Below are 13,053 nucleotides of genomic sequence, written 5' to 3'. Positions count from 1 at the left end.
CTGCCATGAGAAAATACAGGGATTAGAACTTTTGCAAATACAAAGGATTCCATCTCTGAGCAAAAGATGGAATCCCTCTGAGTTATTCGTTAGTATTCTAATTTTTCTGAAAATCCTCAATCAGCTTTCGCCACTTGAATGATCGCTGATAATCACCCAATTCCCATCAATCTTTTGAATGACCAGTGTAAAATGACCTGCCAGATCTCCAATTTCGCGGGTTAGCTCAAAGCGGCCAATCAGAAAGACTGTTTTCGTATCAATTTTATTGATATCCAGAATTTTGAATTCCAGATGCCCCATTGCCGTTTTATCAGGGTATCCTTTTTTGTAGCTATCCAGCGTTGCCTGCCAGCCGTATGTTGGTCCGCGCGATCCCATAAAAACCAGCTTATCCGATTTCCAGTAGGTTTCCATAAACTTTTCGAGGTTGCCCTCATTCCATGCTTCCGCCTGTTTATCGAGCAACGAAATAATATGCTCCTTCTCGCTTTTTGTGAGTTTCTCCTGTGCAAATCCGGAAATGGCAAACAATAAAAGCATTGCGCTGATTACAAAAGTCCTTCTCATAAAATTGATTTTTAGAATTGGGTGTTGAAAATAGTGTATTTTTAAGGCTCACATTCATCAAACAAATAAAAATGTTACGATTCTCTCTATTTTTCCTGCTGCTCCTGACTATTTCATCCGCTTTTTCGCAACGATTGCGCGATTACGATTTCACCCCCGGAGTAATGATTCCCGGCGCATTTAATGCCATTACGGATGTTGAAGGCGTAAAAGTTGGACATACTACAATTGTTGTAGGTGATGCTATTCGTACCGGCGTTACCGCAATTCTCCCTCACCCGGGAAATATCTTTCAGGAAAAAGTGCCTGCAGCCATTTATATCGGAAACGGTTTTGGCAAACTGGCCGGCTACAGTCAGGTGGAAGAACTGGGAAACATTGAAACGCCAATTGTACTCACCAACACGCTGAGCGTTCCGATAGCATGTGATGCTCTGATAACTTACACACTTGAGCAAAATAAAGATGTTCGCTCGGTAAATTCGGTGGTTGGCGAAACCAACGACGGGTGGTTAAACGATATCCGGGGCCGTCATGTTAAAGAGGAACACGTTTTAAGTGCCATCGAATCGGCAACAAGCGGGCCGGTTGAAGAAGGAAATGTAGGCGCCGGAACAGGAACCATCTGTTTTGGATTTAAAGGCGGAATCGGAACTTCATCGAGAGTATTGCCTGATGATTTGGGCGGTTATACTGTTGGCGTTTTAGTGCAAAGTAATTTTGGCGGTGTTTTAAAGATCGACGATTTTAATGCCGGCGAGGCTTTGGGAAAATTCCCTTTTAGCGAGTCGATTCGTAACCAGGAAGACGGCTCTTGTATGATCGTAGTTGCAACAGATACACCAATCGGTCCACGCAATCTGAAACGTCTGGCAAAAAGAGCGATGATGGGCCTGGCAAAAACCGGCGGAATTGCATCGAATGGAAGTGGCGATTATGTGATTGCCTTTTCAACAGCAAAAGAAAACCGGGTTCCTTACAACATAAAAAATCCTGAAATGGAGCTTAAAGAATTGCATAACGATAAAATGTCTCCCCTGTTTCTGGCTACCATCGAAGCCACCGAAGAAGCGATTTTAAACTCGATGGTAACCGCAAAAACAACCACTGGAAGGGATGGTCATAAAATTGAAGCCTTGCCGATAGAAAAAATAGTTGAGCTTCGTAAAAATGCTAAACATTAAAATTTCTCCTTATAATTAAGGGAGCTTATCACTCAATTAACTGACAAATAAAATTTAAATGAAAACCCTAATCTCTGTATTTTTTCTGCTATCAAACTTGCTACTATCAGCTCAAACACGTGAAAAGGCATTCGAAATTAACGAACAACTGGGGCGTGGAATAAATTTTGGGAACATGTTCGAGGCCCCTTCTGAAACCGCATGGGGCAATCCATGGAAGCCGGAATATCCGGGAATTGTTGCCGACCTAAGTTTTAACCACGTTCGAATTCCTATTCGATGGGAGCCTGCAGAACGAAGCTCGGCAACTGCTCCCTACACCATCAATACCGTTTTTCTAAACCGCTTAAAACAGGTAGTTGATTCCACTTTGAATAACGGTTTGTATGCCATCATAAACATGCATCATCACGAGGCACTTTACGAAGATCCTGCCGGAGAAAAAGAACGGTTCTTGGCACAATGGAAACAGATATCGGAGTTCTTTGCCGACTATCCTGATCAATTGTTGTTCGAAATACTGAATGAACCTCATGGTAACCTGGATGCAACAAAATGGAACACTTTTTTTGCTGATGCACTTTCAACAATCAGAGAAGATAATCCTGAAAGAGTTGTAATGATCGGAACTGCGGAATATGGAGGACTGGGAGGTTTGTCTAAACTGGAACTGCCCGATGATGAAAATATTATTGTTACGGTTCATTATTACAATCCATTTTCGTTTACGCACCAGGGAGCAGAATGGAGTGAAGGATCTGACGTTTGGCTGGGAACCGAATGGACTGACACTGAAACAGAACGCCAGATCGTTCAAAATGAATTTGCGTCATTAAAAGCGCTGGAGCAGGAAGAAAATATTCCTGTTCATATTGGTGAATTTGGTTCGTACAGTAAGGCTGATATGGATTCGAGAGAACGCTGGACAACGTATCTTGCCCGATACATTGAGTCTCAAGGATGGAGCTGGGCCTACTGGGAATTCAGTGCTGGGTTTGGTATTTATAATCCTACGGATGGAAGTTACAATGACCGATTGATTAATGCTTTACTGCACAACGAAATGCCGGAACCGGCAAAATATGTTGGTACGCCTGTTTACACTTCACAATTCAATCAAACAATCAGCGACTGGAATTTATATGCCAATAACGGAGCAACAGCAACCATGACTCAAAACGAAGAAAAACTTGACGTAAATATTTCGACGGCCAGTTCTGAGGGCTGGCATATCCAATTGGTAAAAAACAATGTGGTTCTGGAAGCCGGGAAGAAATACCGACTCACTTTTAAAGCAAAATCAGGTGCTAACAGAAATGCCTCATCTTATGTTGGAATGAATGTTTCGCCGTGGAGTTCATACAGCGGCTACAACAACATTAGTCTTACCGACACTTTTAAGGTTTATTCCTACGTTTTCGATATGACTACTACCGACAATTCTGCCCGCATCGTTTTTGATCTGGGTACAGCAACACCCGATATTTCGTTTGAATATGTTACATTGGAATCGGTTGAAATAGAATTTTCTACTTCAGTGGAACTGGTAAAAAATGTTAAGAGCAGTGTTTTCCCAAATCCTGCAAAAGACAAGCTTTTCGTTAACAACAAAGATGATTTTCAACAACTTAAAATTTCCGACACTTACGGACAAATCATTAAACAAACCCAACTTTCAAATCAGTTGAACGAGATTACTGTAAATGAACTTTCTTCTGGCATATACTTTGTAACTTTAAGCAAGCAAAGTAACAGACAAACAGTTAAAATCATTAAAAAGTAAGTCATGAAGAGAATTATATTATCCTTAGCCGTTGTGTTTTTTTCGCTCGGCTCTTTTGCTCAAAATAACCAAGGTGGAATTATTACTGTCGAAGGAAAATCATCAGTTAAATTAGCACCGGAAGAAATATCATTCACTGTAAATTTTAGTGTTAAAGACGAAAATTACAAGCAGTGTGCGGAAATGTCGGTTGAAAAAATGGACGAAATCAAGAAACTGTTCATCGAAAACGGAATTGACGAAGAGCTAATAAAAACAAACAGTTTTACAATCCGCGAAGTACAAAAATATGATCCTCAAACCCGAAAGTCGGTTTTTGATGGTTACGAAGCCAATATTCCGGTTACCATTCGGACCAAAAAAGATTATGAAAAGAATGATAAAATCTTTGAACTGATTAAAGATAATCTGCAGTCAAACTTCAACCTGAGCTTTGCCCTTTCTGAGGAACAAATGGAAAGCGTTAAAGAAAAATTGATTCAGCTGGCCGTTGAAGATGCCAAACAAAAAGCAACTGTGATTGCCAAAAGCGCTGATGTTCAATTGGGCAAAATCAAATCAATCCAGTACGGAGAGCCAAGACTAATAGGGCTCCGTAACAGCAACATGGAACTTATGCGGTCAGAAACGATGCCTTTACTGAGTGCATCAAAAGCGGATATCACTTCGGTACTTTCGCCCGACGAAATTGAAATGCGAACAAACATAGTTATCGCCTGGGAAATATAAGATTCCCGTATAACGAACGAAATAAAAAAGGCTGTCCAAAAATAAGTATCGGACAGCCTTTATATTTATAAGGGTTATTGGTTATTCAACATCGAAACGATCGGCATTCATCACTTTATTCCAGGCTTTTACAAAGTCGTTTACAAATTTCTCTTTGCTATCGTCTTGTGCATAAACCTCGGCGTAAGCGCGTAAAACAGCGTTCGATCCAAATACCAGATCAATGCGTGTTGCAGTCCATTTTACTTCGCCGGTTTTCCGGTTCCGGATGTTGTAAAGTCCTTTTCCGGTGGGTTCCCACACGTAATCCATATCGGTAAGGTTCACAAAGAAATCGTTGCTCAAAGCACCAACGTTATCGGTAAACACCCCGTGTTTAGTTCCGCCATAGTTTGTGCCCAGCATACGCATACCGCCAATTAACACTGTCATTTCGTGAGCTGTTAATCCCATCAATTGAGCACGGTCGAGCATTAATTCTTCCGGACTAACCACGTAATCTTTTTTCTGCCAGTTTCTGAAACCATCGGCCAGTGGCTCAAGCGGGGCAAACGACTCGGCATCGGTCATTTCATCGGTGGCGTCGCCACGTCCCGGCAAGAATGGAACAGAAACATTCATTCCTGCATTTATAATTGCCTGCTCTACTCCAACATTTCCGGTCAATACAATTACATCGGCTACGTTAATTCCAGTTTCAGCAGCAATTGGCTCAAGCACAGCTAGTACTTTTTGCAAGCGTTCCGGCTCATTTCCTTCCCAGTCCTTCTGAGGAGCTAAACGAATTCGGGCACCGTTTGCACCACCTCGCATATCCGATCCGCGGAAAGTTCTTGCACTATCCCAGGCTGTGGCAACCATGTCGCTAATGCTTAATCCTGAAGCAACAATTTTTGCTTTAACGGCTTCCACGTCATAAGCCGATTTGCCTACTGGAACAGGGTCTTGCCAAATCAGATCTTCATCAGGAACATCCGGTCCGAAATAACGTGCTTTCGGTCCCATATCGCGGTGCGTTAGTTTAAACCAGGCTCGGGCAAATGCATCCGACAGCGCATCAAAATCATTCATAAACTTCTCCGAAATCTTTCTGTAGTCCGGATCCATTTTTAAGGCCATATCAGCATCGGTCATCATCGGGTTATTCCGAATTGAGAAATCCTCAACATCTGCCGGCTTATCTTCGTCAGCAATACTAACCGGCTCCCATTGCTGAGCTCCGGCCGGGCTTTTGCGCAATTCCCATTCGTGGTTAAACAGCATTTTAAAATAACCATTATCCCATTTCGTTGGCTCCGTTGTCCAGGCACCTTCCAAACCACTGGTAACTGTATATCTTCCTTTTCCGGTTTTATGCGGATTCTTCCAACCGAAACCTTGCTCTTCCACATCGGCCGACTCCGGATCAGGCCCCAACGCCTCAGCATCGCCATTACCGTGAGTTTTTCCAACGGTGTGTCCACCGGCAGTCAACGCCACAGTTTCCTCATCGTTCATAGCCATTCGTCGGAACGTTTCGCGCATTTGCTGCGCCGTTTTTAGGGGATCAGGTTTTCCGTTTACACCTTCAGGATTTACATAAATCAATCCCATTTGAACCGCAGCCAAAGGATTCTCCATCGTTTCAGGTTTCCCTACATCCTCATAACGTTCGTCACTCGGTGCCAGCCATTCTTTTTCGGCTCCCCAGTAAGTGTCCTTTTCCGGATGCCAGATATCTTCTCGGCCAAATGCAAAACCAAAGGTTTTTAATCCCATACTTTCGTAAGCAATATTACCGGCCAAAATAATCAAGTCGGCCCAACTTACTTTATTGCCATATTTCTTTTTAATTGGCCATAGTAAACGACGCGCTTTATCCAGACTCACATTATCGGGCCACGAGTTTAGCGGTGCAAAACGTTGGTTTCCGGTTCCGCCGCCACCACGGCCATCGGCAATTCGATACGATCCGGCAGCGTGCCACGCCATCCGGATCATCAAACCTCCGTAATGTCCCCAATCGGCAGGCCACCATTCCTGGCTATCGGTCATTAAATCATGAAGATCCCTTTTTAAGGCCGCTACATCCAGCTTTTTTAGCTCTTCGCGGTAATTAAAATCTAGTCCTAAAGGATTAGTTTTAGTGTCATGCTGATGCAAAATGTCGAGGTTTAATGCGTTGGGCCACCACTCCATAACGGATGATCCGCTGGCAGTATTTCCACCATGCATTACTGGACATTTGCCTTGTTTTGAATGATTGTTTTCCATATACTTATTTTTAAGTGATAATTTATGTAACTATCCCAATAATATACGAAAAACGGCTCGAGTAAAAAATGATTAAATCTTTAATCTACAAGCTTTTAAATACTTATTTTTAATGATTGATAGATTTTATCTATGCAATTCACAATCCAAGCAAACATAATCGTATTGACTTTTTTAACTGATGATTAAATCTTCATTTATTCGCGATTGAACTTTCACGCTGTGTTGGGGTTCTGTTACTTTTACCGCAAATATGAAAACAATGGCAATTACAGTTCATCCCGAGGCAAAAGCCTTAATTTTTGATTTAGACGGAACCCTGTCGAACTCGCTTCCGGTGCATGTTGAAACCTGGAAGATCGTGGGCAAAAAATATAATTTTGATTTTGATCCGAACATTATTCATGAAATGACAGGTCGTCCGACTATTGAGTTTGCCAAACGAATTGTTGAGCAATACAATGTGGATGAACAACCTGAAATTCTGGTTCGAATGAAACAGCAGGCTTTTTGGGATGCGGCGCATTTACTTGAACCAATTGAAGAGGTGATTTCGATTGTAAAAAACTACCACGGAAAACTGCCCATGTCGGTGGGAACCGGTGCGAGTGGAAAAAGTGCAGAAGTACAGTTGAAAGAATTGGGTATTCGTGACTATTTCGATTTTGTAGTTTCTGCTGATGACGTACAAAAACACAAACCACACCCCGAAACTTTTGTAAAGTGTGCTCAATTAATGGGAATTGAGCCAAAATATTGCCAGGTTTTCGAAGATGGCGATTTAGGAATATCGGCAGCAAAAGAAGTTGACATGTTTGTTACCGATGTGCGTGAACACATTGTTTACGGCGATTGGGCAATGACAGAAAACAAATAAAACAGTATTTATGGCACACTTTCTACTGGCCCTGAAGACTGTTGCTCCGCTGTTTCTCGTAATTTTTACCGGAACACTTTTTTCTCGCACAAAAGCTGCTCACGGACCATGGGTAGATGTGCTAAACAAATACGCACTTTGGATCGGATTCCCGGCATTGGTAATTGCATCGCTGATGCACCTCGACCCGCAGGGCGAATCGTATACAAAGCTTATTCTAATCAATTCGGCCTACATTGCGGTGTGCATGTTACTGGCCTTCCCCATTGCACGAATTTTTAAATTCTCGAAGCGTTTACGCAGTTCACTGTTCCTTATTCTGTCATTCGGAAACGTGGCTTATCTTGGCATTCCTGTTCTTCGTAACAGTTTTGGCGACGACATTTTGCCGGTAGCGGCAGTTCTGTCCGCAGTTTATGTTTTTTGGTTGCTGACGCTTGGAGTCATCCTTATCGAAGCTACCGGCGAAGAATCCATCCATCCGAAAAAGTTACTATTGAGCCTGGTGAAGAATCCACTGCTAATCTCGGTTTTTGTGGGTGTTTGCATCGTACTGTTTCAAATAAAAGTACCGTCGTTTATCGATAAAACAATCAGCCTTTTTGCTGAATCCGTAACTGCAGTTGTACTATTCTCGCTTGGAATATTTCTGGGGCAAAACAAAATTGGCGCTCCACGCGAATGGACCCGGGTTTTTGTATTTGTGGTTGTTACCATGATCATTCTTCCTTTGCTGCTCCACTTCGGAGTACGTTCAGCAGGTTTAAACGATCTGCAATTTAAAGCCACTATTCTCGATTCGGCAATGCCACTCGGACTAACACCTTACGCGCTGGCCGTTCAATATAAACTGGAAACAAAACTGGTAGCACGAATTGTGGTACTTGGCACATTGCTTTCGGTGATTATTATTCCGCTTTGGATAGCCATTCTTAACTGATAAATTGGTTCTCGCAGATTGCGCAGAATTTTATTCAGAGTCAACATTTCGTATCTGCGTAAATCCGCGAAATCTGCGTGAAATTTTCTTTTAAGGATTAAAGTCTAAAGCCAGTCCATCCAATTTGCCAATAAAAACGATGTGACTTTCCGGTGCCTCAACAATCAAATCCCCTTCTTCCAATTCAAAACGACCGCCAACTCCCTGCAAAATATATTCAAAAGGTTCGTTCTGAAAACAAACCACTCCTTTGCAACGGTAGATTTTACTCTTATAAATGTCGAGTGTATACTCCAGCCAATAAAGGAAATCGGATCTTTTTAACGGCACAGAAAAAGAAAGTGTTTTGGTTTGCACCAACGCATGATTGCTTTTGTACGATAAAAAAGAGTAGGCACTAAACGAATGTTGTTTCAGTTGACTTAAAACTAGCTCTTTTGCTTCGCCAAAACTCGTTGCCTGGATTTTTGCCAGAGGAGCCAGTTGATTCATTTTTGCGACAAGTTCTCCTTGCTGCTTTTCATACAAATTTTCGGTTTTATTGAGCAAAATAAGGTCGGCAACATTTAGCTGTTTATACGCCATTTCCTCTTCAGGGAGGTCGTTAAAATTTAAGGCATCAACCAGACAAATCGCGCTATTGTATTCATAGAGTTCCTTGAGGTTTTCATCAGCAAAAAAAGGTTGAATTACAGGTGCCGGATCGGCAACACCCGTTGTTTCGATCAACAAATGATCCACATTCGGAAAACGTTCGGCCAGTTCTTTTAGCACTAGCTCGTATTCATCAGAAATGGTGCAACAAATACAGCCCTGTTTCAATTCGAACATCTGGCTGGCATCAACACCTTTTATCAGTTTGGTGTCGATTGGAACAGCACCAAATTCATTTTCAACCAAAGCAAACTGTGTGTCGGGATTTGATTTCAGCAGGAAGTTGATAAAAGTAGTTTTCCCGGCCCCCAAAAAGCCGGTTATGATTGTTACTGGTATTTTATTCTGTCTACTCACTTTTTTCTAAACAAGTCCCCTTCAGGGGATTTAGGGGTTTTAATCTTCACCCCCTCCCGGCTAAAGCCGGACTCCCCCTAAAGGTGGAGAAATTCTTTTTCCATAGGGAATTTTCAACTCGTGACTAGTAGCTCGTAACTCGCAGCTTTCCTAAATCACCCCAAACAAATTCAAAATCACAATTAGCATGGCCAGAATCAGCACATAACGAACATATTTTGCACCACCTCTTACCGTAAAGTTAGCGCCCAGCCATGCACCGAACATGTTTCCGGCAGCCAGTATTAAACCCGCAACAATGTCAACTTGTTTATTATAAATAAATATTCCGAGCGAAAACACTGTGTAGATAAGCACAATAAAAACCTTTATTGCATTGGCGCGCACCAGGTTATGACCGCAGCCCAAAACCAAACCGGCCAGTAAAAAAAAGCCAACACCCATTTGGATAAATCCGCCGAACAAACCTATTCCAAAGAAAATAATGTATTGCAGCGGTGATGGTTTGGGATCGATCTTCCCGATCTGATCAGTTATCCATACTTCAGGTTTTAGAACGACTAACAGCAGCAAAACAACCATTAGTCCGGCGATAATATTTTTTAAGAGATTGGGATCAACTTCAACGGCAAACAGGGCCCCTATAATCGATCCAACAATGGCAGGAATTGCCAGTCGGTAATCCTTAGTAAAATCAAGTACATGTTTTTGTTTGAAGGTTTTTACGGCAATAACATTTTGAAGTAAAATGGCGATGCGGTTGGTTCCATTGGCAATATTGGCCGGCAAGCCAATAAACATCAACAATGGAATCGTCAACATGGATCCGCCTCCTGCAGTGGTATTAATAAAACCGGCGGCAATTCCGGTTCCAATGAGTGCCAGTATCATGTACCATTCCATATCCAAAACTTCTAAATTTCTTTTACAGGGAAAATAATGCCTTAAAAAAAGCATTCATGATTCTCAAAAACCAAAGTTAGTTTTATTTATTGTTTATTTACCCTCTCTCCTGTCTCTCCCTTAAAAATGGAGAGACGATCGGCCTCTAAAACAAACAACTTTAAATTCAAATATTGATCTGACGCAGCAATGATCTGCTGTCCAATCGTCCTTCCTTGCTTGCAGGGAAGGATAAGAGGATGGGTAACGCGATTCATAACTTTAATAAATTTCATAAAAAAAGCCCGAAAATAATTCCGGGCTTTGTATTCTTTAATTGATAAGTTCAATACTAGTAAGCGAACAGCGGGAAGTCCTTCATCAATTTGTGAACTTTTTCGCCAACTGCTTTAATGTATGCTTCGTCGTTAATGTGAGCAATCGAGTCGTCGATCAGCTGAACGATTTCAGGCATCAAATCTTCTTTTACCCCACGGGTTGTAATAGCCGGTGTACCAACACGCAAACCTGAAGTTTGGAAAGGTGAACGACTATCAAAAGGAACCATATTTTTGTTAATTGTAATTTCAGCGTTTACAATGGTATTTTCTACCACTTTTCCAGTGATCTCAGGGTATTTTGTACGCAAGTCGATCAACATCGAGTGGTTATCTGTACCGCCCGAAATTACTTTGTAACCCAGATCAACAAAAGCCTGTGCCATAACAGCAGCATTCTTTTTCACCTGCGCCTGGTATTCTTTGTATTCAGGTTCCAGTGCTTCGCCAAATGCGACAGCTTTTGCAGCAATTACGTGCTCAAGCGGTCCACCTTGTTGACCAGGGAATACTGCAGAATCCAATAATGAAGACATTTTACGAACCACACCTTTTGGTGTTGTAATACCCCATGGATTTTCAAAATCTTTACCAATCAGGATGATACCACCGCGAGGTCCACGCAATGTTTTATGTGTTGTAGATGTTACAACGTGCGCGTATTTTACAGGATTATCAAGCAAACCGGCAGCAATTAAACCTGCAGGGTGAGCCATATCCACCATAAACAATGCACCTACTTTATCAGCAATTTCGCGCATACGTTTGTAATCCCACTCGCGGCTGTATGCCGATGCACCACCGATGATCAACTTTGGTTTGTGCTCAATAGCCAGCGCTTCCATCTCATCGTAATCAACCATTCCTGTATCTTCTTTTACCTTGTAGGCAACCGGATTGTAAAGAATACCCGATGAGTTTACATGCGAACCATGCGAAAGGTGACCACCATGCGAAAGGTCGAGTCCGAGGAATGTATCGCCCGGCTTAAGAATCACACTCAAAACAGCAGCGTTTGCCTGTGCGCCCGAGTGTGGCTGAACATTGGCCCATTCTGCGCCGTACAATTCTTTAATACGGTCGATGGCCAATTGTTCGGTCATGTCAACAAACTGACAACCACCATAATATCTTTTTCCGGGATAACCTTCAGCGTACTTGTTGGTCATCACCGAGCCCATTGCTTCCATAACCTGCTCACTTACAAAGTTTTCTGAAGCAATCAGCTCAATTCCGCCCAACTGACGTTCGTGTTCCTTCTTGATAATATCAAAAACCAAAGTATCTCTCTTCATCTTGTAACTGAATTAATTTAATGAATCGCAAAGTTAATACATTTTAATTCAGCCTTTTGATGATATCTGATAGAATTTAGGAGATTTTTTAAAGAATTAAACTGAAACAGCAACACAAGCATAAGCTAATCGTCATCCATATCGATGTAATTGCCCAATATATCACGCGAACTGCGAACATACGGTTGAATATGGCAATAAAAACTACTTGGTTTGATGCTAATACATTTATCGATAATGTTATAAAGATGGAACAACTCAGCCTTTTCAAGAAGGCTTAGAATCTGTTCTTTAATTTCAAGACTAACACTAATTGAAAAAAGCTGTTTAAGTTCGTCTGGATCATTCAGTCGCAACCATTCCAAATATCTAAGGCTTTCTTCAAGGCGTTCGCCGTACAGTGTAAATTCGATATGCACCAAAACACTTAATGCCTTTTGTATTTCCGGGTCTTCACTAAATAACTTATCTCTATGATCGTTTTTAATTGCTTCAAGTTGCTTACAATTTCCCTTTAAAATGTTAACTATTCGGGTTTTAATACAGTCAACAGCCTTTGCTTTATTGCGTTTGAAAGTCCGTTCTTCGGGGACAGGGTTCGATTGCAAATGTTGCTTAACAATGGCGCATGCCTTGTAATGTCCTTCGCGGATTAATCCCTCCAATAGTTTTTGTTTTACAATATCGGTTACCGGAGGAACCAGTTCTGCCATAATATGTACCAATGCTTCCCGATCGTTTACCGCAACCCATTCGGCCGCTTCGTACCATACTTCTAAATCTGAAAAAGAACGGTGGTCAATATCAAACTTATCATCCAGATCCGCAATCATATACACCGAGTTTAAGGCCAGTTTGTACCAGCGGTAGCGGGGTTTCCCATCTACCATTTCCTCCATGTATGCATTACATTCGTCACGACTTTTTTTGTTTATTTCCTCGTAGAACATCCAATTTTGTTTTTGGGTATCGACAATTTATTTAAGTTTTTATTTCTCTGCAAGTTTTTCTGGTCTTTTAATTAGGGCACGAATTACAAATCCGCGCTAGCGGAGATTTTTTGGACAATTAAGATAAGCCAGGCGAACTTGACAAACTGGCTAACAAAAATATATTTTGTTCATTTTAAACTTTCTCTCAGAATAAACATCTAACTGAATTGAAATCAAAAACGACTAATCAAATAACATT

Annotated in this window: 11 protein-coding genes; 5 read left to right on the top strand and 6 right to left on the bottom strand. The window is 41.6% G+C overall.

What is annotated here, in order from left to right; genetic code table 11:
* Positions 1-120: 120 nt before the first annotated feature.
* Complete coding sequence (locus QZ576_RS00610) at positions 121-570, bottom strand: nuclear transport factor 2 family protein (protein WP_297093341.1); 450 nt, start codon at positions 568-570, stop codon at positions 121-123.
* A 71-nt stretch (positions 571-641) separates the two neighbouring features.
* On the opposite strand from QZ576_RS00610, the gene QZ576_RS00605 reads away from it, so the two are divergent.
* From QZ576_RS00605 to QZ576_RS00595, 3 genes are read left to right on the top strand one after another with little or no spacing between them, the layout of a single operon-like run.
* Positions 642-1,754, top strand: a complete 1,113-nt coding sequence (locus QZ576_RS00605) for a P1 family peptidase (RefSeq protein ID WP_297093339.1) — start codon at positions 642-644, stop codon at positions 1,752-1,754.
* Positions 1,755-1,812: 58 nt separating this feature from the next.
* Positions 1,813-3,537, top strand: a complete 1,725-nt coding sequence (locus tag QZ576_RS00600) for a cellulase family glycosylhydrolase (protein ID WP_297093337.1) — start codon at positions 1,813-1,815, stop codon at positions 3,535-3,537.
* Positions 3,538-3,540: 3 nt separating this feature from the next.
* The gene (locus QZ576_RS00595) at positions 3,541-4,266 is read left to right on the top strand and encodes an SIMPL domain-containing protein (protein WP_297093335.1); all 726 of its coding nucleotides are present in this window, start codon (positions 3,541-3,543) and stop codon (positions 4,264-4,266) included.
* 81 nt (positions 4,267-4,347) lie between these two features.
* On the opposite strand, the gene katG is transcribed toward QZ576_RS00595, so the two are convergent.
* Complete coding sequence (gene katG, locus QZ576_RS00590) at positions 4,348-6,519, bottom strand: catalase/peroxidase HPI (RefSeq protein WP_297093333.1); 2,172 nt, start codon at positions 6,517-6,519, stop codon at positions 4,348-4,350.
* A 262-nt stretch (positions 6,520-6,781) separates the two neighbouring features.
* Between katG and QZ576_RS00585 the strand changes: the two genes are divergently transcribed.
* Positions 6,782-7,396, top strand: a complete 615-nt coding sequence (locus tag QZ576_RS00585; RefSeq protein ID WP_297093331.1) for a beta-phosphoglucomutase family hydrolase — start codon at positions 6,782-6,784, stop codon at positions 7,394-7,396.
* Between the two features lie 10 nt (positions 7,397-7,406).
* Positions 7,407-8,336: an AEC family transporter gene (locus QZ576_RS00580; RefSeq protein ID WP_297093329.1), complete on the top strand. Its 930-nt coding sequence runs from the start codon at positions 7,407-7,409 to the stop codon at positions 8,334-8,336.
* Between the two features lie 90 nt (positions 8,337-8,426).
* On the opposite strand, the gene QZ576_RS00575 is transcribed toward QZ576_RS00580, so the two are convergent.
* The 4 genes from QZ576_RS00575 to QZ576_RS00560 form a co-directional block, all read right to left on the bottom strand.
* The gene (locus tag QZ576_RS00575) at positions 8,427-9,347 is read right to left on the bottom strand and encodes a GTP-binding protein (protein WP_297093327.1); all 921 of its coding nucleotides are present in this window, start codon (positions 9,345-9,347) and stop codon (positions 8,427-8,429) included.
* A 150-nt stretch (positions 9,348-9,497) separates the two neighbouring features.
* Positions 9,498-10,250: a sulfite exporter TauE/SafE family protein gene (locus tag QZ576_RS00570; RefSeq protein WP_297093325.1), complete on the bottom strand. Its 753-nt coding sequence runs from the start codon at positions 10,248-10,250 to the stop codon at positions 9,498-9,500.
* 331 nt (positions 10,251-10,581) lie between these two features.
* Complete coding sequence (gene glyA, locus QZ576_RS00565) at positions 10,582-11,862, bottom strand: serine hydroxymethyltransferase (protein ID WP_297093323.1); 1,281 nt, start codon at positions 11,860-11,862, stop codon at positions 10,582-10,584.
* A gap of 125 nt (positions 11,863-11,987) precedes the next feature.
* Positions 11,988-12,812, bottom strand: a complete 825-nt coding sequence (locus QZ576_RS00560) for a hypothetical protein (RefSeq protein ID WP_297093321.1) — start codon at positions 12,810-12,812, stop codon at positions 11,988-11,990.
* Positions 12,813-13,053 lie beyond the last annotated feature (241 nt).

The organism is uncultured Draconibacterium sp. (assembly GCF_913060805.1).
In the GTDB taxonomy this organism is placed as follows: domain Bacteria; phylum Bacteroidota; class Bacteroidia; order Bacteroidales; family Prolixibacteraceae; genus Draconibacterium.
This window is presented reverse-complemented; position numbering and strand designations above follow the sequence as displayed.

Excerpts from the sequence above, each read along its gene's own strand:
- QZ576_RS00610 (WP_297093341.1), bottom strand. The coding sequence starts at position 570 with ATGAGAAGGACTTTTGTAATCAGCGCAATGCTTTTATTGTTTGCCATT.
- QZ576_RS00605 (WP_297093339.1), top strand. The coding sequence starts at position 642 with ATGTTACGATTCTCTCTATTTTTCCTGCTGCTCCTGACTATTTCATCC.
- QZ576_RS00600 (WP_297093337.1), top strand. The coding sequence starts at position 1,813 with ATGAAAACCCTAATCTCTGTATTTTTTCTGCTATCAAACTTGCTACTA.
- QZ576_RS00595 (WP_297093335.1), top strand. The coding sequence starts at position 3,541 with ATGAAGAGAATTATATTATCCTTAGCCGTTGTGTTTTTTTCGCTCGGC.
- katG (WP_297093333.1), bottom strand. The coding sequence starts at position 6,519 with ATGGAAAACAATCATTCAAAACAAGGCAAATGTCCAGTAATGCATGGT.
- QZ576_RS00585 (WP_297093331.1), top strand. The coding sequence starts at position 6,782 with ATGGCAATTACAGTTCATCCCGAGGCAAAAGCCTTAATTTTTGATTTA.
- QZ576_RS00580 (WP_297093329.1), top strand. The coding sequence starts at position 7,407 with ATGGCACACTTTCTACTGGCCCTGAAGACTGTTGCTCCGCTGTTTCTC.
- QZ576_RS00570 (WP_297093325.1), bottom strand. The coding sequence starts at position 10,250 with ATGGAATGGTACATGATACTGGCACTCATTGGAACCGGAATTGCCGCC.
- glyA (WP_297093323.1), bottom strand. The coding sequence starts at position 11,862 with ATGAAGAGAGATACTTTGGTTTTTGATATTATCAAGAAGGAACACGAA.
- QZ576_RS00560 (WP_297093321.1), bottom strand. The coding sequence starts at position 12,812 with ATGTTCTACGAGGAAATAAACAAAAAAAGTCGTGACGAATGTAATGCA.